Below are 21,623 nucleotides of genomic sequence, written 5' to 3'. Positions count from 1 at the left end.
CTCCCGCCGTCATCCTTCCCCTTTAACCTTCACGCCACCTCTATAACGATTGTTTCGAACAAGAACTCGTACACGTTTCGAACAGCCCCAGAACCAAGGAACAACGTATGCCTCCGATTTGGCCCCAGAGGGCTGCGGCTGATAAACGCCTGCTGCCGCGGGCGAGCCGAACGTCGACGCGGCAAGACCCTCGATGAGGGCCAGTGATGATTCGGCCGGGCGGGCCTTAGGGTTCCAGGGGGCGCCCGCGGGGCACGCTGTTCGGATCGGCGGTGAACTGCTCCCCGGCGTTGTAACGCCCTTCCAGGGCTTCTACCTCACGCTCCACGGCCGCAAGGATGAATTCCGAAAGCGTCCTGAATCCGGTGAGATGCCTGGTGGCCATGTACGCCGACCGCATCCTCGAACCTGACTCCTTGGACTGGAAGAAGCTCGTCTTGCGGTACATCTTCTTTTCTGGCTGCTCAGGCTCAGGCTGCTGCCGGAGTTGAACCTGCTGGGACGGATACGGCTGCTGCGTGGGGTATGCCGGGTACAGCTGGCCTGGCTGTGCATACGCGGAAGGCTGGGCAGCGGCCGGCGGGGCGTGCTGGATGAACTGCTGCGGTGCGGGCGTCGGGGCGGCCGCCGACTGCTGCGCAGGATCCTGCCCCGGCGCGGGCGCAGGAGTTTCCGCGGGCTGCTGCGCAGGAGCTTCTTGGGCAACTTGGGCCGGCACAAGACGTTCCACAGCCGGGGCTTCTGGCTCGGCGATCACCTGAAGCGCGGCTGCCGGGGTCTCTTCAGCCCTGGTCATGTCAGCGATCACGCTGGTGCTGCGTGCCTTCTTCAACCCCGATTTCCTACGGAGGGAATCAAGAGCCGTGGGTGTACCGCCACGCTCGGGAGCCGGTCCGGGACGTGCGCTCATGACTGTGCACCCTTCCAGATGTTGGTGGCCAGCTGAACCAAGTCGGCCCGGTGCGGTGCCGCCTCGCTCCCCCACACCCGCAACGGCTGAGACGCGGCCTGCGCCTTGGCGAACACTTCGCGGTCCTGCAACATCGGCTCAAGGACCAGGTCACCGAAGTTGGCATGCACCTTCTCTATCCAGTGCATCTGGTCCGCGCGCTTCTTCTGCTTGTTGATCACGACACCCAGAAGCTCGATGTTCTCGTTCAGGTTTTCCTGTACCTCGGAAATGGTCGTCACAATCTCCGAAAGCCCCTCCACCGACGCAACCCGGGGCTCGGTCACCAGAAGCGCGTGAGTGGCGGCGGTCAGGGCGTTCACCGTGAGGATACCGAGGGACGGGGCACAGTCGATGAGGACGATGTCGTAGTCGTCGGTAACTCCCTTCAATGCGATCCGAAGCCGGTGCTCGCGAGCCATCATCGAGTCGCGCTCCCGTGAAGCGAGATTGCGCTCCGCGGCGATCAGGTCCAGCGGCGGGAAGTTTTCCTTCTTGTCCGCACGGGGCTGCCAGGACTCCCCCGCCTGCATGATGGCGTCAGCGGCGACACCGGGCATAATCTTCTGATTGTTCGATTCGTCACCGTAGAGGACGTCGTTGAGAGTGAACTCCGGGTCCGTTACTCCCAGGGCGGATGTCACATTGTATTGGGGGTCAGCGTCAATGACCAAAACCTTCTTACCCAGGGTCCGCGAGAAGACCTCAGCCAAGCCGGTCACCAGCGTCGTCTTCCCGACGCCGCCCTTCTGGTTGCAAACGGCGATGATTATTGCCGACATGTCTTTTGGGTACCTTCCCGTTGTGCTGTACTTCGACACGGCGCGGGCAGAAGGACCCCAACACGGGGATGACTCATCGGGCCGGCAACCGATGCACCCAGACTAGCCGTGGGCCCCGCTGATTTCCGGACGCCACGCGGGGCATAGCGCAAATAGTTCCATGAACGGGAATACCACCTCTCACGCAAAAGGAACCATTAGAGACAAGAGATGGCTTTGCGAGAAGCCCTGCATAGGTGTGATTAGAGATTTAAGTGGCTTTTGAGATTTTGGTGGTATTTGCGGGATTGATTGCGCTATCATCCTTTTCCTTTTGGGCAGCCGCTCCCCTGGCGGCCGGCATCGCAAATAGATCCATTAGAGCCCAGGCGCTATTGGACTGCGCGTTGCCCGGGCCGCGACCCAAGGACACGGGGAACTGATTCCATTTGCCTCAGGGGTTTTGACACGCCCAGGCTACAACGAATAGTCGTGTACGATTCAGCTAGAGCAAGGCTTTTCGCAAATAGTTCCAATACGCATCAATCGCATGTCTCCTGGCGTTCAGTTTGAAGATCCGCCCCCTGCTTTCGGACCTTGCCCCCGTGTTCGGAATAGTGGTATTTGCGCCGTTGGAGCCCTGGTGCAGTTACCCCTTGTTGCCCCCTACCGCATCAAAGGTAACTGATTGAGGCATTTGCGCCCTACCCAGCCTTTGCTTCAAGGGAACCAATAACTTTTTTAGTTCCATATGCGTAAAAAGTGGGATTTATTAAAATACCGCCATTGTCCACAATAGCACCATGCACGCAAAAGGTACTATTTAGAGACGGTGAGTCGTAGATCGCAAACGGTGGACTATTCTCTTATGGCACTATTTGAGACGCATCGCCGTCGAAGGACCAGCCAGGGCCGCGCTCGGGGTGTATGACCTTGGCGTCAACAGTGTCGAGGAGGGAGTGCTGGCGCTGCCTCCTCCGACCAGCCCCTAGGGGGGCATCTCGGGATTAGGCGGCTTATCTGTATGCGCGCGACTTTGGGGCAGCTCCTGAAGGGGGCGGAGGGAGCAATTCGTACCTTTTGCGATGGTGCAGCAGTACGCTCCATGGTTGGAGCGCTAAAGCTAACCCGCCGGGGGAGTGAGCCATTCGATGTGCCATAGGATGCGCAACCTCAATCTTCGGGCGAGGCGCCGAGAGATTGCACCCACCACCCCAAAGTGTCAGACCTTGACACGGTGGGGGTCATTTCCCGTTGTTGGCCCATTCCGTTGAATCCTGGTGCAAGTAAATGAGATCGGCGGGCTCACCGGCCATGCGCTAATGGTGGCAATTGCTCGTTCCGAATGGTGGCATTTGCGGGGAAGCGCATTTTTCCCGCTAGTACCTGGAGGAACAAGGGCAAATGGTTCTACTTCCGTGAATGGAACCATTTGATCCAGCTTTCACTACCCGCTATCCTCGCCACTTCGGAAGCAGCGGGTAAGCGGACCTCGGTACGCCCATCATCAGCGGGAGGGAAGGGGCCGCTGGACCAGAGCCGACAAGGCAAACTCGACCGAGGCTCCTGAACTCAGGACGCTCTGGTCAATTCAACGATTAGAGCCGTCCAGAGCGTTTCGAACAGGTGCTTCACCATCGCAGCCTCCATTTCCCCCAGACTCGATCCATCCGTAGGCATAGCTTGACCGCAGGGCACGGTTAAAGGACGGCCCAAAAGCGAGCGGTTCCCTAGATGATTGCCAACTCGCTCCCTCAGCCTTCTTCTGTGCCTCTTCTGGATATGGCGCACATCCAACGCTCGAACTCACCGGGGCTCCCACCGTCCACTCGACGGCGGTAATGTACCCGCATCGGACCTGCGTCCTAATTGGGTAGGAATCACGATGAGTGTGCATGCTGGCATTTTGAAAGGCCGCACATCCACGTGCGAGCTGGTCACTTCAGCCTTGCGGCGACGGAGGAGCTCGCCGCATGTCCAGACGACCCAGCCCTTCTCGCCATGCTGCCAGGTTGTGCAACAGGGGAGATACTGCGGAAAGTAGTCGTCGTAGTCTGCCCAACTGGTAGGTGAATTTACGTCGCCACGCAACATTTGTACGCCGGCGGCCGCGGCAAATGCCGACGGGCGAGTGCTGCCTGAGACTGGGCAGACGTTCGGCACCGAACCCTAGCCGGTCCTGCCGAACGCCATATCGGAGAGCGACCAGTCGTCGGGTGGCCCCTCGAAGGTTTCCCAGGGGTAGTCATCGTCGGGGGAGAGGAGTTCCGCGATGGTGTTGACGTTTTTGGCCAGCCATTCGCGCCAGATGATCCGGTCGTCGCGGTACCGCTGAATCTGCGCGGCGACGGCCTCCAGGACGCCTAACTGCTCAGCCAACTGGTGAAGTGATGTTGCCGCTACGACGGACCAAGAACGGCCGGCGTTACGACTAATTAAATTCCAAGCAGCTAGGATCTCGAGAGCTTCGTGGACAGCAGAGCGGGAAAGCCTGGTGACGGTGACGACTTGGGTCGTGGACAGCCCGGGGGAGTGCTCCAGTGCTTCGTAAACGAATGCCGCTGGCAGACCCAGTTCCCGGAAGGCGGGCCGGAGGGCGTGAACCTTCCCTTTCTGCCAGGTGGCGTCCTCGGCCGCGGCTTTTAGCTCTTCGGGGAGGGTGAGCATATACAGATCGCCCTTGGTTCCGCGGGCCTCTTCAACCAGGGTAACTAATGGGTCCTTCTCTGCACGCAGTTCTCGCAGATGCAGGCCAACAGTAGTGTGATCAAGACCGGTGGCCACAGCAATGGACCGGACTCCAAATTCGATAAAGCGCGATGCAGTCATGTGGGCAGCCTCTCCCAGCGCCCGCAGCACCATCCTTCTGGCCATCCCTGTCCGAGATTGCTGGTAGTTCACCTCCCTGATCTTGAGGGCGCTACGCCAGGTCCGGATGAACCGATGCTCTGCATCGGGGTTAGAAATTGGATTTAGGGCCTTTAGTTGCCCCGCCTGTGTATTTGGCTGGCTAGTGGGGGATCTGCGGACATTGTTCTTCCCGTCTCCTTTGGCCCGTTTTTTGCTGAGATACGTCAGGGCGTTCATCCAGTCCCGGCGCAGGGCCGGGAGCCGGTGCCGGTACGCGTACCGGGCGTAGAAGGAGGCCAGTCCGGGCCAGGTTCCCTGCAGCATCCGACGCTCAACATCCACCAGCTCGAGGCCGGCCGCTGCGGCACCAACGAGGACCGCCTGGCGTGCATCGGAGTCCGTGGCGTAGCGGTTCGTGTCGTATAGCCCGGTTTGCGCGAGAACCTGCATGGCTCGAGACATGCGACCGGCAGGCAGGTTGGTGCCCGGCGCATCCGAGGTGGCGGGAGAGAAGGTTCCTTGTAGACGGAGGGCCCGGACGGCTTTGATCTCGGCGGCCAGGTCGTTGGTCATGGTAGTCCAGACCGTTGCGCTGTTGGGACGGCGGACGATGTCGTAGGCCATGGACAGGCTCATCGCCAGTTCCTGGTACCCCCCACGCTTGTGCGGTGAGCCGGGGGTTCGCATGCAGCCGTGGAGCATGTTCTGGTGCGGGGTCTTGTCCAGGGTCCGGTACCGGGTGCCCAGCGCCTCGACAAGATCACGCGCTTCAGCGAAGGTGACCCGCTGCGCCAGCGGGACGTAGATGTGGCGGCCGCCGTTAGGGGAGTAGTCCTCGATCCAGCGGGCGCCCACCGAGTGCAGCCAGGTCTGAACGGCCCGGACGTCGGCCTGGACCCCGTCTAGGCCGCCTACTGAAGAGTCGAAGTCAAGGAAAATCGCAGCGCACGTGCCGTCTTTACCAAAAATCCGGACCGCAGCAGGAACAGAGGGCAGAGCCTCGGTGAGGTTTCGTTCATGTTTCTGCGGATACGACTTACCAGCGTCTTTGGATAGGCGAACCCGCGGCTGGCCTGCGAGTCCAGGTGCAAGGGCTGCCCAGGCTTCTGCAGGCGAGCAGGATGCGGAGGGGTTGCGCGACACGCCAGAAACAGGTATGGCTGGCGACGCACACGGGAGTCCATGTACGATGAGAACAATCCTTTCGGGGAGAGTTGCTGTGAGAGGCAATGAAAGAGACCGATCCTGGCAGATCGGTTTTGTTACACAAATGAAGCCCTGTGAAGGACTTCCATCGATTCGCGGACTGTTCGCCGGCAAGCATTCCAGTACGTGAATCAGAAGCTTCGACGGCCCTCCTCGTGGGGGCCGTCAACTTTTAAGAAGCTAGGCGCCCAAGTGGCAACTCCTCCTGCTGAACGATTGCGTGAAGCCTAGTCTTGGCCAGGCGCTCTTCGACCACGTCGGACAGCCAGTCGCTGACGTACTGGTACCCCTCCGCCTTGGCAATCTCTTCCATTGCGTCGGCTTTCGGGGTAGCGATACGGAATCCGACGAATTTACGGTCGCCTTTTGAGCGCCTGCCTGTACGAGTGGTTGGAGCCATCATCCCTGTCCTTTGAACTACAGCAGCCGACGCTGCTTTTACTTCATTAGAGTGGTCGGGCCGGGAAACCTGCCGACCCTGAAGGAGTGAATTGCTGGACCTTGTTGCTCCTCTGAAACTGAAACTACCACCGGGGACTTCCCGGACTGGGTATTGAAACAGAAACACATCTCGGCGTGTTGAAACAGAAACAGCTGCGTTCACGCCGCTGTTCTCCACCGCGGCAGTGGGACATTCTGGTTCACTGACCAAGCTGCGGCAACTGACAGTGGATAGCACTCTGCTGATCCGCTTGTGCTCGTGGATGTGGTCAGGGAACGCGCGCGTGGCGCCTTTGTGACGTTTTACTTCGGCATTTATTGGCGCAGGGAGCATATGCATCGTGTCTCCTAAAAACCCGTGGCCACAGCTGCCGCTGCGGCGAGCCATGCGCGTTGGGTGGCTGGTTGGAGGGCGTCGTAGCGGATGGGGCCGTTGACTAGGGCGGGGTCGTAGGGGATGCGGACCACGGCCCGTACATGGGGGGTGAAGGCGTCGGCGATCCTGCGGGCTTCGTCCTTGGCGCGTTTGAGGGCGTCGCCGCTCATGCTGCGTTTGGCGTCGGTGGATTCGGAGACGATGACGACGGCGTTGCGGGCAAGTTCTGCGTCGTGGCCGCCGCGGGATTCGAGGGTCTGGAGTGTTAGGCGCGCGGCTTCGGCGCGGTCTTCGATGGCTGTGACGGGGACGACGAGTTGGTTGGTGTGGTGGATCATGCGCCGCCAGTTGGCTGCGCGGGAGGTGTTTCCGGAGTCCATGACGATGAGCCGGTAGTAGCGGGTGAGTACCTGGTGGGCGATGTCCACTTCTTCGGCGGTCACTTCGTGGTCGCCTTCGTCGTTTTCGTCGGAGCGCAGGACGTCGAACTTGTCCGGGGTTTGGTGGTGGACGAACTGGGCGATTTCGGCGGCTTGGGCGCTGGGGGATAGCAGTGTCTGGGAGGAGTCGATGAGGTCCAGGACGCTGTTGTTATGGGCGCCTTTTTCGGTGCGCCACCCGAGGGTGCCTTGTGATTCGTTGTTGTCCCAGGCGATGGTCGCGGCTCCGCTGTAGCGGGCGAGGATCGCGCTGAGCATGACGACGGTGGGGGTCTTGTTCGCTCCACCCTTGCGGTTGACGACTGCTACGGTGCGGGGGCCGGGCCAGTGTTGGCTCACGATACGGATGTCTTCGCGTTCGGCCAGCTCATCAGGGGAGGGGTCCATGCGGATGCCGAGGCGGCTAAGGACGCCACGCCAGCCCCTGGTGGCCGGCTGCAGCATGGGTGTGCTGACGAGGAATGATGCGTCTTTAAGGCTTCGCCGCGCAGCGGGCTCAGCCGCGGCGGTGGGGTCCGTGCTGGATTCCTGGGCGGGTGCTGCTGTGGCGGCGGCTCCAGAGGTTACCGGTGCAGCGCTGGATGGTTGTGCAGGCAATTCTTCGGCTGCGGCGGCGTTGGGGGTAGGAGCGGGAGCAGTCGGGACCTTGGCCGGTTCGGGTGAGGGGGCAGCCGTAGCGGCGACGGTGTCCTTTTCCCGCTTGGGGGTGGGCTTGGTCGGGGAGGCTTCGCTGACGACGCCGTCGGGGGAGACGATGATGAGGCCTTGTCCGTCAGGGTCGGTGGTGTTGACGCGGACGGGGCGGCCGAGCTGGGCGGCCGTTTCGGTAATGATGCGCAGGGCGTCGGTGAGGACGGCGGCTTCGTCGGCTGCTTCGATCGGGTGGGAGGTTCCGTTGATGGTGACTTCGCCGGTTCCGTTGGTGCGGAGAACGGCGTTGATTTTGGGGAAGTCGAGTGCTTGGGTTTCCATCATCTGTCCTTACTTTGTGCCGTTCGGAGGTGTGAAGCGGTTGACCTGCCACGGCTTGTCGGCGGCGCTGCGGAGCAGCTGCACGTCGTAGTTACCGGCGTCGGTGGGAAACACGACGTGGCAGCCGAACCCGTTATTCTCATCGACCTTCAATTGGCCAGGTCCGGTGAGCCGAGTGGCCGGGATGTTGGCCGGGTCAACATATTGGTAGTCGGCGGTGGCTTGGGCGGTCAGGACTTGGCCGAGGTCCTGGATCCATTCCTTGTCGCTAACCGTGGGGCGGGCGTAGAGCGTCATGGCCTTAGTCGCGGTCTCCAGCGCCGCTGTTTTGCTTGCCTCGTCCCAGGCGATGCCGAGGGTGGCAGGGGCCGTGCCGCCGGGGGCCTGGGGCTTGCCGCCCGCGCTGAGCGTGACCGGCGCGGTGGTGGAAGTGCTGGGGGAAGGGTCGGCTGGCGTTGCACTGGATGTCGGTGCGCAGGCCGTGCACAGGAGAACGGCGGCGAGGGCTGTCAGGGTCCGTTTCATGGTTCCTCCGGTGTGTCGCTGCCGGGCAGGTAGAGAAAAGCGCTGGGAGTGCCGTTCTCTACGGTGCGGGTGTAGTAGGTGTGGTCGTTCGGGGCCGGGTTGCCGTTGTAGCCCTCTTCGAGGAAGCTGCCGTCGCCTTTGACGGCTTTGACGACTGCGACGTGGCCGTAGCTGCCGTCGGCGCCCCCGGTGCCGGGCGAGTACCAGACAACGGCGCCGACTCGGGGCGTTGTGCCGGTGGGCCAGCCTTTGGCGTCCCAGCCGTCTTTCCAGGTCACGGCCGAGCCGAGCAGGGCGCCGTCCGGCCGGAAGGTGCCGTTGAGGATTTTGTAGGGGGCGGTGGTGCTGCCGAGCTGCTGGTTGACGCGCCACATGGCGAAGTCGACGCACTCCCGGTAGTAGAAATTGAACGGTGAAATGCTGGCTGCCATGTTGTCCCCGGCCTGCATCCAGGTGGGCGAGTTCTTCCACGGGTAGTCATCCCCGGTGCCGGAATTTCCCGGGATACCGCAGGAGCTTGCACCGCCGGCCCCAGTGATCTGCACGTCGCCCAGGGCGGCGACGACCTCAACGGCTGCCGGCCAGTAGGTCTGGTAGTGGAACGGGTCGGCGTTGCGTTGGACCCGGTGAGCGGCTGTGGTGGGGTCGAGCTGTTCCCACCCGCTGACCTTCTGCAGGGCGGTGAAGAAGTTTGTCGCTGACGTCGTGGGGTTCATCCGGTCCGGGTAGGTTCCCCAGGCGCCGTTGTCGCGCTGCTGGAACAGTCCGCGGGAGTCAGGGCCCGGGCCATCGCCATGGTTCAGGACGCGGAGCCCGGATTCGCCCATGGCGGTCATGACACCGATGGTCTGCGCCCGGGCGGACAGGCCCAGGGTTTTGCCGGCGTTGATAATCAGGGCGGCGTTCTTCAGCTGTTCGCCTTCGTAGCCGGCGACAGCGACCTTGGGCAGCTGGGCGGCGTCAACGCTGACGCTGGACCTGGTCGGTGAGCAGACATCGGCGGCAGCCTGTGAGCTCCCGCCGCCGAACAGGATGATGGACAGCACCAACCCGACGGGGGCGAGGACGGCGCCGGCGACCAGAACGGGCGCCCTCGTCCGTGGTTGCATGTGTCCCCCTCACATCTGCTCGGTCAACTTCGCCCTAGGGCTGGTTTTCGTCGTTCGCTTCCGGTGTCTGGCCCTTCTTCAGGGTGTTCCGGTTCGCCCAGACCCAGTCTTTGACTTGATCTCTGGCGATCAACCATGTCTTCTCGACTTGGTAAGCAGGAATCACTCCGGTTTGGAGCCAGCGGTAGACGGTGTTTCGGGAGAGCCCGAAGATCTCTTCAAGGTCCTGGGGCGTCAGACGCTCCGGGTACTTAGCGAAGAGAGCTTCCAGGTACTTCGGGTCCACGCTCAGTCCGTCCCACCGCATGAAGCCATCGTAGACCATAAATTGGTACTGTGATGTACTGGGAGTGACTGAAAGGTATTAAAGCTGTTGTTCGGGGTCACTTTTGGCCTTTCGTGTCGGATGGTACCGATACGATCTTTGCGGACATTACTAGGGGATGTGAAATGCCGGTCTCAAAGAACCGCTGGGTGACGCTCGGCGCAGAAACCATCGACGAACCCGTACCAGCCCTCCCCAAAGCGCAGCTTTTCATCCCGACGGGCGCGACCAAGCCGCAGCGGAGTGTTCCGCAACCCGACCAGGCCGACCGTCTTCCGCGACGCAATGTTGCGGGGAGAGAGCCGGGTTTTTGGTGGCTTGGGGTCCACGGCGGCGCCGGTGAAACATCGCTGGCGCGCCTGGACAAGAACACCCGCGCCGCCGAGCACCACTGGCCTCTTGCGCCGGCCGGATCCGTTGTTGTTCTGGTTGCCCGTTCAAACGTTCACGGCCTTCGTTCAGCACGCTCTGCGGCCACTGAATGGGCTTCCGGGTCCCTGCCCGGTATCCGGGTTGCCGGTCTCGTGGTCATGGCTGACGCTCCCGGGCGGCTGCCCAAAGAGATCCGCGACTTCGCCCGCGTGGTCGGCGGGGGAGTACCCCACATGTGGCACTTCCCGTGGGTAGACGGATGGCGCTACGGCCACGACGTCGCCGCAAAGGACCTTCCCAAAGAAGCCCGCACCACCCTCGAACAGGTGCATCTTGCAGTAACTGCCCCCGCCGGTCTCACGGCCCAGTAGAAAGAAGAAACACATGCTGTTTTCCAAGGCCATGGAATGGTCAAGCTTCGCCATCACCGAGATACCGAACCCGGGCACAGGCGAAGCCCCTCCCGGGTCCGAAGGCCTGCTGACCATCCTCAAATGGATCGCATGGATCGTCTTCGGCCTCGCCGTCGCGGGCATCCTGATCACCGCCGGAACGATGATGATCAACAACCGACGCGGCGAAGGCGGAGAACACGCCGGCCGCCTGGCCTGGGTCCTCGGCGGCTGCATCCTGGCAGCTTCCGCAGGCGGCGTCGTAGGCGCCCTGGTCTAAGGAGCTCTGCCATGACTGAACCGACCGTGAACGAAGACCAGAATCCACTGACCAAACCAAAGTTCATCATCGCGGCCGTCGTCGTGGCGATCATCGTCGCGCTCGGGATCATCCTGGCGCTGCTCCCTCGAGGGGGAGGAATTCCTGCGGCCGAACCAAGCAACACCGGGACAACCACACCCAGCGCACAACCCAGTGCAGCGGCGGATGCCAGCATCTGCGGGCTGCCCTCCGGCGACCAGGCCAAACCCGCAACCACACCCACCGACACCAAGTGGGAGCTAATCGGCAAGATCGCCGCACCAACGTCGCCCACGAAGTACGGGCCGGGCAAGACCGATACCAACGGCCTGCGCGCCTGCTTCGCACACTCACCAACCGGGGCGCTCTATGCGGGTGCAAACATGATCATTCTCGGAAGTTCTGGGCGTCCCGACCTGTTGGCCCAGCACCTCGTGGTCGAGGGACCGGAAAGAGACAAGATGCTGTCGGAGCCATCGACCACCGCTCCAGCAACAGCACCGTTCCAAATCGCGGGTTACAAGATCGTGGACTACAGCGGGGATCGCGCAATCGTGGAATACGGTCTCAAAGCAGCAAACGGCAGCGTAGGGGCTGTTCCCGTCGCAATGCAGTGGGAAGGAGGAGACTGGAAATGGGTCCTTCCAGCCAGCGGCATGGGAGAAGCCCAACAGCTCTCTGACCTGAGCGGTTTCATCAGTTGGGCGGGTGTTTGACATGTTGCCTGCCGACGAGAGCGGGCAGCCCTGCAAACCGTGGGAAGTTGGATGCGTCGTTTCAGACTGGGCGAACGATCGTGCCAACGACGCGGTAAAGAACATGGCCCAAGCGATCGCAGACGCTGTAGGGAACGTGGTTAAGACACTCGGGACGTTTTGGGTGAATGTGGGAACTCCCGCTCTGACCGCTGCGCCGGGAGGTTCTACTGCGAGTGACCCGGTGTTGTTTCTGCAGAACAGTCTCTACTTTTGGACGGCTTCGCTGGCTGTGATGTCCGTGCTGGTGGGCGCAGCCAAGATGGTGATCGAGCGCAGGGGTGCCCCCTTGCGGGATCTGGTCCGTTCGTTGGCGACATTGATCGTCGTCTCAGGAGCTGGCGTGGCGGCCGTGGGGTTACTGACGGTCGCGGCGGATGAATTCTCTGCCTGGATCATCACGAACTCCACGAACGGGACCTCGTTCGACGAGAACATCACGGCCTTGCTGGCGCTGTCGTCCACCAGCCCGATCGGGTCGATCATGATCATCCTGCTGGGGCTCATCGCGATCCTGGCTTCGGTGATGCAGATCGTGCTCATGATCGTCCGAGGCGGGCTGCTGGTCATCCTGACAGGGATCTTCCCTACGGCCGCGGCTTTCAGCAACACCGAGGCCGGCAGGGGCTGGTTCCAGAAATGCACCGCCTGGCTGATCGCCTTCATTCTCTACAAACCCGCGGCCGCCATCATTTACGCGACGGCCTTCCAGCTCAGCGGCACCAAGATCTTCGGAAACGTTGGTGACGGCAAGGACTTCGGCTCCGCGCTCCTGGCAACGGTCACCGGACTGGCTCTGATGATCATTGCCTTGTTCGCCATGCCAGCCCTCATGCGGTTCGTCACCCCGATGGTTGGTGCTGTCGCTGGCGGCGGTGGCGCTCTGGCAGCAGGGACGGTCGGCGCACTGGCTTCCGGCGCCATCAGCATGGGCACCGCCGGACGCGGCGGCGGATCCTCGACCAGCTCGACGACAACCAGCAGCACCTCGAGCCAAAGCCCCGGATCGCAGGGCCCCTCGGGCACTGGCAGCCAGGGAACGGCAGGAACGTCCGGCACAGCAGGCAAAAGCGGCACACGGGGCGCCGGAGCCACTGGCGCGGCAGCATCTACCGGTACCGGCAGTGCTGCTGCAGGCAGCGGAGCAGCCGCCAGCGGTGGCGCTGTGGCCGCGGGCGCGGGCGGTGTCGCCGTACTGGCGGCGCAGAAGGGCGTTGAAGCAGGCCAGGCCGCTTCCGGTGCCATCAAAGACATGAGCGAAGAATCCACGGGGGGTGCCTGAAATGGCCGCTATCGAGAACACATACAGGGAACCGACCTACGGCAACTGGCGGCGTCCGCGTAAGGCAGGCATCGGCACCCTTGGTGGGCTGGCAACAGCCGGTTTGTTTGTGGGCCTCATCATCACGGTGATCTGCCTCTTTGTCGGCGGCTGGTTCGCCGGGCTCATTGCCCTGTTCATCCTTGGGGTGGCGTTGGCGGTCGTCTCGGTGACCGACAAGCACAACAAGTCCGTAGGGGAGCGGATATTCGCCCGGCTGGCGTTCCGCTCAGCACGGCGCAGACGCGCCAACATCTACCGCTCCGGCCCGCTGGGGCTGACGCCTTGGGGCGAGTTCCAGCTGCCGGGGATCTCTGCCGGTTCCAAGCTGTACGAGTTCACGGACTCCTATGGCCGCCCCTTCGCGCTGATCCACCTTCCCTCCACCGCGCACTACACCGTTGTTTTCGGCACGCAGCCCGACGGTGCGTCCTTGGTTGATCCTGAGCAGATTGATGCCTGGGTGGCTAACTGGGGTGGCTGGCTGGCTTCGTTGTCGAATGAACCTGCCGTCGTGGCTGCATCCGTCACGGTCGAAACCGCGCCCGATTCCGGGGCACGGCTGCGCAGGGAAGTTGAATCGAACATCCATGACGACGCCCCTGACATTGCCAAGGCCATGCTCCGGGAGGCCTTGAACACCTACCCGCAGGGATCGGCCACGATCCGCGCCTGGGTCGCGCTGACGTTCAGCGCCGCTGCCCGGGCAGGCGGCAAACGACGCACCGCCGAAGAGATCGCAAGGGATCTCGCCTCACGGCTTCCCAGCCTGACCGAGCGTCTGGAATCCACCGGCGCCGGGGCATGCGCGCCGTTGAACGCCCAGGAACTGTGCGAGGTCGTTCGGGTCGCGTACGACCCTGCAGCGGCCCGGCTCATCGACGAAGCCCACTACCAGGGCACACCCGTTGACTTGGACTGGGGCGACGTCGGACCGTCCGCCCACCAGTCCAACTGGGACGGCTACCGCCACGATTCCGGGCACTCGGTGTCCTGGACGATGACGGGTGCCCCACGCGGACACATCCTGGCATCAGCGCTGGGCCGCCTGGTCGCACCGCACGGGGAGATTGCCCGCAAGCGCGTCACCTTGCTGTACCGGCCGATCGAAGCAGGCCGCGCGGCCGCCATCGTGGAGTCGGACCAGACCAGCGCCCTGACCCGGGCCTCCTCGACCAACCGGCCCACGGCCCGCGCCCTGGTCGATGCCCGTGCGGCGCAGGCCACTGCAGCGGAGGAAGCCAAGGGTGCCGGGCTGGTCAACTTCGGCATGGTGGTCACGGCCACGGTGCTGTCCTCTCGTGACTTTGAGGACGCTGTGGCCGTGGTGGAAGGCAACCTCGGTCCGTCGGCGCGCCTGTTGTTGCGGCGCGCTTACGGCTCACAGGATTCTGCCTTTGCCGCGTCCCTGCCTTTGGGTCTGGTCCTGCCCAAGCACTTGAAGGTTCCCGAAGAGATCCGCGAGGCCATGTGATGTTCGCCAACTTGACCAAGCACCAGCGCACACAGGCCCCGGCCACGAAGTTCGCGGCCGCGGTCGCCCGCCGCCCGGGTCTGCGGGGCTGGCGCGGCCGCGGACAGGGCGAAGCCGTTTACGTCACCGCGGCCGACGAATGGCGCGGAACCTCGGTTCAGGTCTGCGGTCTCTGGCCGTTCGTGGGCGGGTCCGGCACCCCGATCCTGGGAGTGCCGATCGGCGTTCACACCGACACCGGCGCCCCCTTCGGGGCCGATCCGATCAGCTGGTTCATGCACGGCATGATCAACAACCCGTCCATGTTCGTCCTTGGCCTGCCGCACTACGGCAAGTCCACCCTGGTCCGGCACATCGTCCTGGGTTTGGCAGGGCGGGGCATCAACCCGTTGATCCTTGGTGACCTGAAGCCGGATTACGTTGACCTGATCGAAGCCCTCGGCGGGCAGGTCATCAGTTTGGGTCCCGGGCGCGGTCACTTGAACGTCCTGGACCCCGGTGAAGCCACGGGAGCCGCCGTCAGGCTGCTCGCCTCGGCTGAGGAACATCGGGCCAACGCGAACCGGACCCTGAATGATCCAGATGGCGACCAGGCCGCGGCCGCGCAGCTGCTCGCTGCAGCGGTGAAGGCGGAGAAGCTGGCCGAACAGCTGATGGCCGACTCGCACAACCGGCGCCTGAACATGATCACGGCGCTGATCACCATCGTGCGGAACGCCAAGCCCAGCGCGCACGAGGAATCCCTGATTGACCGGGCACTGCACATCCTGGACGAGCGCCTGGACCGTGTTCCCCTGATCGGGGATCTGATCGAGGTCATCAAAGACGCCCCCGACGAGCTGCGGGCCATCGCCCTGGACCGCGGCGACATGAGCCGCTACCTCGACGCGACCGACCAGCTGCGCCAGTCGCTGTACTCCCTCGACGGCTCGGGCCGGTTCTCGGACATGTTCTCCCAGCCCACCGACCAGCCGATGGACCTGACCAAACCCGTGGTTTTCGACCTGTCAGGGATCTCCGACACGCAGCGGGACATCCAAGCGGCCTGCCTGCTGGCCTGCTGGTCAACCGGTTTCGCCACAGTCCAGGTCGCCCACACCCTGGCCGACGCCGGCCTGGAACCGCGCCGGAACTACTTTGTCGTCATGGACGAACTGTGGCGGGCCCTGCGCTCCGGTGAAGGCATGGTCGACCGGGTTGACTCGCTGACCCGTCTGAACCGGACCGAGGGCGTCGGGCAGGCCATGATCACGCACACCATGAGCGACCTCGAAGCCCTGCCCACGGAATCCGAACGGATGAAAGCCCGCGGCTTCGTCGAACGCTCCGGCATGGTCGTCTGCGGCGCGCTGCCCGGAGCCGAAATGGAAAAACTCAACAAAGCCGTCACCCTCTCCAGGGCCGAACAAGCCCGCCTCATCTCATGGGCTGACCCCGGGTCATGGACCGACGTCGGCGGATCCCGCAAACGGGTACGCCCGGGCCTGGGCAAATTCCTCTTCAAAGTCGGCGGCCGCCCCGGCATCCCCGTGGCCTTGAAGCTAACCAGCGTCGAAAAATCGCTCCACGATACAAACAAGCGCTGGACGAAACTTCGGAGCGCGGAAGGGGAGAACTGATGGGTGCACCAAGCAGCGGCAAGCGTTCCCGGATGGATACCGAAACCATCCTGCTCTGGGTCTTCATCACCGTCGTGGTGCTCGGTGTCGGCTCAGTTGCCGGGGCCGTGCATCTGGGCTCGATCCTGTCCGGTGACGGCCAGCCACTGCCGGCCAACCCGTTTGAACTGGTCTTCAGCCTGATCTCCCAGAAGGTCATCTGGCCTGCGGCGGCCACCTGGGTACTGATCGGCTTCGGCGTCCTCATCATCGTCGTGGCGTTTCTGGTGGTCCGTGCGGTGCTGCGCCGGCGGTCCAAGCGTTCTCGTGTGGACGCCGCCGCCCAGCACATGGCCAAAGCTAAGGACCTGCGCGCACTGAGCCTGCATGGTGCCACGGCAACGGCCGAACGTCTGGGAGTGAAGGGCTCACCGGGCGTCCCGGTCGGTAAGACGGTCCTCGGCGGGCAGATGGTCTACGGCTCCTGGGAAGACATGCACATCGACATCTGGGGACCCCGCGCAGGTAAGACGACATCCCGGGCCATTCCGGCGATCCTTGCCGCCCCGGGCGCCGCTTTGGTGACCTCGAACAAGCGGGACATCGTCGACGGAACCCGCGATGTCCGGGCCGCCGAGGGCCCGGTCTGGGTCTTCGACCCGCAGTCAGTCGCCCTCGAGGAACCTTCTTGGTGGTGGAACCCCCTGTCCTATGTCACGGATGAAGTGAAAGCGGCACGCCTGGCAGACCACTTCGCGGCCGGATCCCGCGGCCCGGATGCCAAAACGGACGCCTACTTTGATCCAGCGGGCCAGGATCTCCTTGCCGGGCTCCTGCTCGCCGCGGCCCTCGACGGCCTGCCGATCACGCAGGTCCACACCTGGCTGACCCGTCCCGCCGACGACGAAGCAGTGGACATCCTCAAAGCCCACGGGTTCATGCAGACTTCCAACGCCGTCGGCGGTGTCATCAACGCCCCCGAGAAGCAACGCGGCGGCGTGTACGGCACGGCACTGCAGATGGCCTCCTGCCTCACCAACCGCCAAGTCGCCCGATGGGTGACACCCCAGGGTGAAAAGGACGAGCGGCCCCAATTCGACCCGGCAGCATTCGTCCGATCCAAAGGCACGCTGTACAGCCTTTCGAAGGAAGGCAAGGGCACCGCCGGCCCGCTGGTGACTGCCCTGACCGTGGCCACGGTCGAGGCCGCCGAAGAACTCGCCGTCCATTCACCCGGCGGCCGGTTGGCCACGCCCATGGTCGGTGTTCTGGACGAAGCAGCCAACGTCTGCCGCTGGCGCGAACTGCCGAACCTCTACAGCCACTACGGCTCCCGCGGCATCGTCCTGATGACCATCCTCCAGTCATGGTCCCAAGGCGTTGAAGTGTGGGGCCGCGACGGCATGCGCAAGCTCTGGAGCGCCTCCAACATCAAGGTCTACGGCGGCGGCGTCGCCGAAGCGGAGTTCCTGAACGAGCTCGCGCAGCTCGTGGGCGAGTACCGGTACTCCAACATGACCAGAAGCCGCTCCAAACAGGGCACCTCCTACAGTCATGACGACGACCGCAAGGAACGCACCCTGGACGTGTCGGACTTGGCCGCGTTCCCTCGCGGCCGGGCCATCATGTTCGCCTCCGGCGCCCCAGCTGCTCTTTTGGAAACGGTGCCTTGGATGAGCGGTCCGCAGGCTGATGCGGTGCGGGCCTCCATCGCCGCGCATGACCCGGCGAACAAGCCGGCTGCAGCGGCCGGGAACCGATGGATCGCCGCAGGTTCCTCTAATGAGTGAGGGCCTGGGGGAGTGGGACGACGAGCTCGGGGACACTGCAGCCCCCGCAGAGACAGTGGACGATGAATCGGATGCTCCTGAGCTGTTCTACCCAAACGTGGCCGAATTCGTCAGCGAAAAGCTGGCCATCAGCTACCGCCGGCAGCTCAACGTGCAGGGCGGTGTGACTTGGTGCCCCCAGTGGTGGAAGCACGCGGAGGCCATCAGCCGGTTGGAAGCGCTCTGGCGTGCCTGGGAGTTCCTGCGCCTGGACGGCACCACAGGGATGAGTGTGTGGTGGCGCGACCACGCAGACCACCACATGTCCGTTCTGCTCTCAACAGATGGGCCGTTCAAAGGCTGCACCCCCGACGACGGTCACCGCTCCAAACTCACCCCTCTACCCTGCGAGGAACCACCCGCAGGGTTGTTCTAAACGGAGGTCTTGTTAGCCGACGCTCAAGGTGACCACGCGGGCTGTTCATAGTTGGGGTCAATCCGGGTTATCCACGGCTGAAGAATTGGGAGCCATTGGGAAAGCTCCCTCAGCAGCAGTAGCGGTGGATAACCCATCAGGATTGTCCCCGGCTGTGGGCAGCGGAACTGGGCCCCGACAGTGACTAAGGGAACTGTGCATGTTCACGGAGGTGATGCAGCTCATGAGTGCGGACAGTCGGGCCGGACTCACCTGAGCAGAAACATCTTGCAGCATGTTAGGAGAGGCTGGGACCGGGATCCCGGGCCAGCGACATGCGAAGACGCTCTACCCCGTCCGCCCCTTCGGGAACAAGGTCCAAAAGGGTGGGATCAAGCGCCAGATGCCCGAGCATGTTCGCCAGATGGTTCCGTTCGGCTGGCTGGTAGTCCGGGTTCCTCAGGTCTGAGGCGCGCACGACGGCGGCCAGAGTCAGGAAGTCCGTGAAGTGCCGCTCCCGGCCTTTGTCGTTAACGATCACAAGTGCAGCAGCCTTTCCGATCAGGCAGCTCAGCAGTGAGGGCCTGTTGACCTTGCCGGAGGACTGGCCGGCGATCACATCGACGGTCTCTGCCCGGTCGAGCGCCTGTTGCGTTGCAGGAGCTTCGATGGTGCTTCCGCCCGTCGCCCCCTTGAGTTTGTCGGAGTGTTCCCCAAGGTGCCGTGGGATGAGGACGTCCAGCTGCGCCTGTCCCCGTACCCATCGGTGCTGCTGCCCTTTGAAGGTCTCCCCGTCCGACTGGAAGCCTAGCTTTAGGAGAAGGTCGGTGAACTTGTAGAGCATTTTCGAGTCGGCCCGGATGTCCAGGGCAACATCGGCGTCCTTGGTAGCTCGGACGATGGGGGCGCCTCGTTCAACGGCGTGCAGGTAGACAGATTGGCCGCCGATCATCACCCAGCCTGTGGGCATGGCCTCGTGGATCTCGAAGACGGCCTGCCACGCCTCTTCCTGTTCGGCAAGCATCGCGGGTAGCTCAACCGGCATGGAGGACGCTCCTCACGATGAGGTCGCGTGCCGCCTGCCGTTCACGGACTCCGGCGCGCTCGGCAAGGTCCGCAGCAATGAACAGGGCAGGAAGACTCTGGGGGAGATCCTCGGCGACGTGGAGCAACACGTTGGGCCGCTGGCCTGGTCGGGCTTTGACGAGAAACCACTCACGAACCAGGGAGTCCAGGTCCTGACTGTTCACGTAGCCTTCGATCTCTGAGTTGGCCAGCAGCCCGGAGTCAGGATGGGAAACCCCTGACAGGCGAATCCGCGGATCGTCACGAAGGTCGGCAAGGTCTGCCGGGCTCACCGAGTACTCCACCTTGTCGGCACGGCGGGCAAGCAGCGAGCAGAGTTTCGCGGCCGGGTCGGAAGCCTGCCGGAGGGATGCGAGGTGTTCGCGGAGGCGGGACCGCTCCATCGGGTGCGCATCCGGGATCTGATCGCCCGAGGAGTAGACCGCCAGGCGCCATGCGTTCACCGCGGATAGCGGGCGGCCCATACGGGGCTGGTACTTCGCGGCTTCAGCTTCCTCGATCACCCATTGGTTGCCGACACGTTCTCCTTTAATGACGCCGTGCGCGACCAGATTGCGTGCACGGTTCGGGGAGACACCCAACCGTTCGGAGAGCTGCGAAATACTCAGTGCCATCACACTATTGTAGTGACTCCGCAACGGAAGTGTGAAGACCCGTTCCCGCCTCCTTCTTCCCACTGTTATTTGTCGTCGTCGTCACCGTGCTGGTGGTGATCATGATGACGGTGACGGTGAGGGTACAGCGCGTTCACAGCAGCTCCCGGCTGCCTAAGACAGAAGCCGCCGCTACCTCGGTTCGTGCCATCCTTGACGGTATGGCGAGGACCTGGTTATCAGTGACGGTGGAACTGCTCGGAGGCCGCGGTGAGGAGCTGTGGCCCTGGCCGGGGCGCATCTTCGCGGTCGGGCCCTCGCACACCTTCATGGATCTCGCCAATGCCATCAACGATGCCTTCGCCCGATGGGACCGCTCGCACCTGTCAATGTTCACCCTTGATGACGGCCGGGTAATCACCGACCAAGAGACGGGAGCCGAGATGGGCGCATCCATCGGTGGGCCGATCATCACAGCTCTCGACATCGCAGTTACCAAGGTCGCCCGGACCTTGGGGCCGGGGTCTGAGTTCCAGTTCATGTTCGACCTCGGTGACGCGTGGACGCACCGGTGCGTGATCGGGGAGGCAAAGGTCGACCCACTAGAGGTATTGGGGATCCGCCCTGATTCCCCTCTGGCCTACTGGGGCTGGGGCAGCATTCCTGACCAATACGGCCGCCGGTGGTCCGCCGATGACGGGGAAAGCCGAATCCCGGCGAAACCAAGCCAATCCCATCCGATGCTGCTACACGCGTGGCCCGAACAGGTCCAGGTGGCCAGACTTGACCTGCCCGAGCTGCGTAAGGCCATCGCGGCAGCAGATGCGCCCCGCTTCCTGGCGGCCCTGACAGGACGCGACATCGATGACACCCTGCAGCATGTCGGGGTCGGCATACCGATGGCCCTGGAGCACAGACGCCAGGAAGCCGAGCCCATGGCATTGTCGGTCATCAACCGTCTGACCCGGCGCGGCTGCGCCGGTGACCAAGTGCTGGCCGAGGACCTGCTGGCATCTCTGCGCCGCGTGCCGCTGCCAGGCCAGGTTGTTCCCGTGGACCTAGACATGCTCAGCATCATCCTGGAGGGGGACCCCGATCTGTCCACCGGCGGCTACCTCGACCTTCACACCGGGCAGGTGTACGACGAGGCCGCCACTGACCCGATGATCGTCGGGCAGGACACCTCGATCGACGTAGAGGATGAGCCTGACCGATGGCTTCGGCTGAGCCGCACAAGTTCTGGGAACGGCTGGCAGGACATGGCAGCTTTCGCCGGGCGGCAGCACGATGAAGCCTTCCGAGAGCGGCTGGAGCGGGCGATCGAGGGCAAAGGCGCCTTCTTCCGGTTCCGGGAAATCGTCCACGACGCGAACCTCAGCGAACACTGGTACGCCTTCTCCACCGACCGGCAGATGGGCCGTGCCCGCGAATTCCTTGCTGACAACGGCATCCGCGTGGGCTGAGAACCCGTTCTCGGCCGGCTGGTTCCCCGCCGCACGCTACCGGCTGAGGGCCACCCCGGGAATTCAGAAGGGCTTCACTGTCTCTAGGGCCGGTGTCGGGTACGGTGAACCGAGACAACGGACAACAACA

General features: G+C 63.3%; 20 protein-coding genes. 9 read left to right on the top strand and 11 right to left on the bottom strand.

The genetic code is table 11. From position 1 onward, the window contains the following. Nucleotides 1-226: 226 nt before the first annotated feature. The 8 genes from PV772_RS13915 to PV772_RS13880 all read right to left on the bottom strand — a co-directional run bounded on the left by PV772_RS13915 (nucleotide 227) and on the right by PV772_RS13880 (nucleotide 9,936). Complete coding sequence (locus tag PV772_RS13915; RefSeq protein ID WP_347886535.1) at nucleotides 227-832, bottom strand: hypothetical protein; 606 nt, start codon at nucleotides 830-832, stop codon at nucleotides 227-229. Nucleotides 833-906: 74 nt separating this feature from the next. Next, nucleotides 907-1,731, bottom strand: a complete 825-nt coding sequence (locus PV772_RS13910; RefSeq protein ID WP_347886534.1) for a ParA family protein — start codon at nucleotides 1,729-1,731, stop codon at nucleotides 907-909. Nucleotides 1,732-3,879: 2,148 nt separating this feature from the next. Further along, nucleotides 3,880-5,703, bottom strand: a complete 1,824-nt coding sequence (locus PV772_RS13905) for a MarR family transcriptional regulator (protein WP_347886533.1) — start codon at nucleotides 5,701-5,703, stop codon at nucleotides 3,880-3,882. 235 nt (nucleotides 5,704-5,938) lie between these two features. Further along, a complete protein-coding gene (locus PV772_RS13900) occupies nucleotides 5,939-6,169 on the bottom strand; it encodes a hypothetical protein (RefSeq protein ID WP_148258204.1) in 231 nt (76 codons plus the stop codon). Between the two features lie 386 nt (nucleotides 6,170-6,555). After that, entirely contained in the window at nucleotides 6,556-7,998 is a 1,443-nt protein-coding gene (locus PV772_RS13895) for a chromosome partitioning protein ParA (RefSeq protein WP_347886532.1), read from the bottom strand. A gap of 6 nt (nucleotides 7,999-8,004) precedes the next feature. Further along, the gene (locus PV772_RS13890; RefSeq protein WP_347886531.1) at nucleotides 8,005-8,520 is read right to left on the bottom strand and encodes a hypothetical protein; all 516 of its coding nucleotides are present in this window, start codon (nucleotides 8,518-8,520) and stop codon (nucleotides 8,005-8,007) included. After that, entirely contained in the window at nucleotides 8,517-9,629 is a 1,113-nt protein-coding gene (locus PV772_RS13885; protein ID WP_347886530.1) for a CHAP domain-containing protein, read from the bottom strand. Before PV772_RS13885 ends, PV772_RS13890 begins: the two co-directional genes overlap by 4 nt. A 34-nt stretch (nucleotides 9,630-9,663) precedes the next feature. Continuing rightward, on the bottom strand, nucleotides 9,664-9,936 hold the full coding sequence (locus PV772_RS13880) for a helix-turn-helix domain-containing protein (protein WP_347886529.1): 273 nt from the start codon (nucleotides 9,934-9,936) through the stop codon (nucleotides 9,664-9,666). A 143-nt stretch (nucleotides 9,937-10,079) separates the two neighbouring features. Between PV772_RS13880 and PV772_RS13875 the strand changes: the two genes are divergently transcribed. Genes PV772_RS13875 through PV772_RS13865 form a run of 3 tightly spaced genes read left to right on the top strand, consistent with a single transcriptional unit; the run spans nucleotide 10,080 to nucleotide 11,735 of the window. Continuing rightward, nucleotides 10,080-10,697: a DUF6668 family protein gene (locus PV772_RS13875; RefSeq protein ID WP_347886528.1), complete on the top strand. Its 618-nt coding sequence runs from the start codon at nucleotides 10,080-10,082 to the stop codon at nucleotides 10,695-10,697. 13 nt (nucleotides 10,698-10,710) lie between these two features. Beyond that, on the top strand, nucleotides 10,711-10,998 hold the full coding sequence (locus tag PV772_RS13870; RefSeq protein ID WP_111903848.1) for a hypothetical protein: 288 nt from the start codon (nucleotides 10,711-10,713) through the stop codon (nucleotides 10,996-10,998). Between the two features lie 11 nt (nucleotides 10,999-11,009). After that, nucleotides 11,010-11,735, top strand: coding sequence for a hypothetical protein (locus tag PV772_RS13865; RefSeq protein WP_347886527.1), 726 nt, complete (start codon nucleotides 11,010-11,012; stop codon nucleotides 11,733-11,735). A gap of 246 nt (nucleotides 11,736-11,981) precedes the next feature. Here the strand turns inward: PV772_RS13865 and PV772_RS13860 are convergent, their stop codons facing one another. Continuing rightward, nucleotides 11,982-12,260: a hypothetical protein gene (locus tag PV772_RS13860; RefSeq protein WP_347886526.1), complete on the bottom strand. Its 279-nt coding sequence runs from the start codon at nucleotides 12,258-12,260 to the stop codon at nucleotides 11,982-11,984. Here PV772_RS13860 and PV772_RS13855 point away from each other — a divergent pair. From PV772_RS13855 to PV772_RS13835, 5 genes are read left to right on the top strand one after another with little or no spacing between them, the layout of a single operon-like run. Then, nucleotides 12,259-13,056: a hypothetical protein gene (locus tag PV772_RS13855; RefSeq protein WP_347886525.1), complete on the top strand. Its 798-nt coding sequence runs from the start codon at nucleotides 12,259-12,261 to the stop codon at nucleotides 13,054-13,056. The two genes, PV772_RS13860 and PV772_RS13855, sit on opposite strands and share 2 nt — an antisense overlap. Nucleotide 13,057: 1 nt before the next feature. Beyond that, entirely contained in the window at nucleotides 13,058-14,569 is a 1,512-nt protein-coding gene (locus PV772_RS13850) for an SCO6880 family protein (RefSeq protein WP_347886524.1), read from the top strand. Beyond that, the gene (locus PV772_RS13845) at nucleotides 14,569-16,188 is read left to right on the top strand and encodes an ATP/GTP-binding protein (protein ID WP_347886523.1); all 1,620 of its coding nucleotides are present in this window, start codon (nucleotides 14,569-14,571) and stop codon (nucleotides 16,186-16,188) included. The genes PV772_RS13850 and PV772_RS13845 overlap by 1 nt, the downstream gene beginning before the upstream one ends. Further along, the gene (locus tag PV772_RS13840; RefSeq protein ID WP_347886522.1) at nucleotides 16,188-17,957 is read left to right on the top strand and encodes a TraM recognition domain-containing protein; all 1,770 of its coding nucleotides are present in this window, start codon (nucleotides 16,188-16,190) and stop codon (nucleotides 17,955-17,957) included. The genes PV772_RS13845 and PV772_RS13840 overlap by 1 nt, the downstream gene beginning before the upstream one ends. Next, nucleotides 17,950-18,372: a DUF4913 domain-containing protein gene (locus tag PV772_RS13835; protein ID WP_347886521.1), complete on the top strand. Its 423-nt coding sequence runs from the start codon at nucleotides 17,950-17,952 to the stop codon at nucleotides 18,370-18,372. Before PV772_RS13840 ends, PV772_RS13835 begins: the two co-directional genes overlap by 8 nt. Before the next feature lie 277 nt (nucleotides 18,373-18,649). On the opposite strand, the gene PV772_RS13830 is transcribed toward PV772_RS13835, so the two are convergent. Then, nucleotides 18,650-19,396 (bottom strand): hypothetical protein, encoded by a 747-nt coding sequence (locus tag PV772_RS13830; protein ID WP_347886520.1) that lies wholly within the window; start codon nucleotides 19,394-19,396, stop codon nucleotides 18,650-18,652. Then, nucleotides 19,386-20,051: a helix-turn-helix domain-containing protein gene (locus tag PV772_RS13825; protein ID WP_347886519.1), complete on the bottom strand. Its 666-nt coding sequence runs from the start codon at nucleotides 20,049-20,051 to the stop codon at nucleotides 19,386-19,388. Before PV772_RS13825 ends, PV772_RS13830 begins: the two co-directional genes overlap by 11 nt. 221 nt (nucleotides 20,052-20,272) lie before the next feature. On the opposite strand from PV772_RS13825, the gene PV772_RS13820 reads away from it, so the two are divergent. After that, on the top strand, nucleotides 20,273-21,493 hold the full coding sequence (locus tag PV772_RS13820) for a UPF0158 family protein (protein ID WP_347886518.1): 1,221 nt from the start codon (nucleotides 20,273-20,275) through the stop codon (nucleotides 21,491-21,493). The last annotated feature ends 130 nt before the right edge of the window (nucleotides 21,494-21,623 follow it).

The sequence above is a fragment of the Pseudarthrobacter sp. CC12 genome, assembly GCF_039907755.1.
In the GTDB taxonomy this organism is placed as follows: Bacteria; Actinomycetota; Actinomycetes; order Actinomycetales; family Micrococcaceae; genus Arthrobacter; species Arthrobacter niigatensis.
Note: the sequence above shows the minus strand (reverse complement) of the source record. Positions and strands in the feature narration are given on the sequence as shown.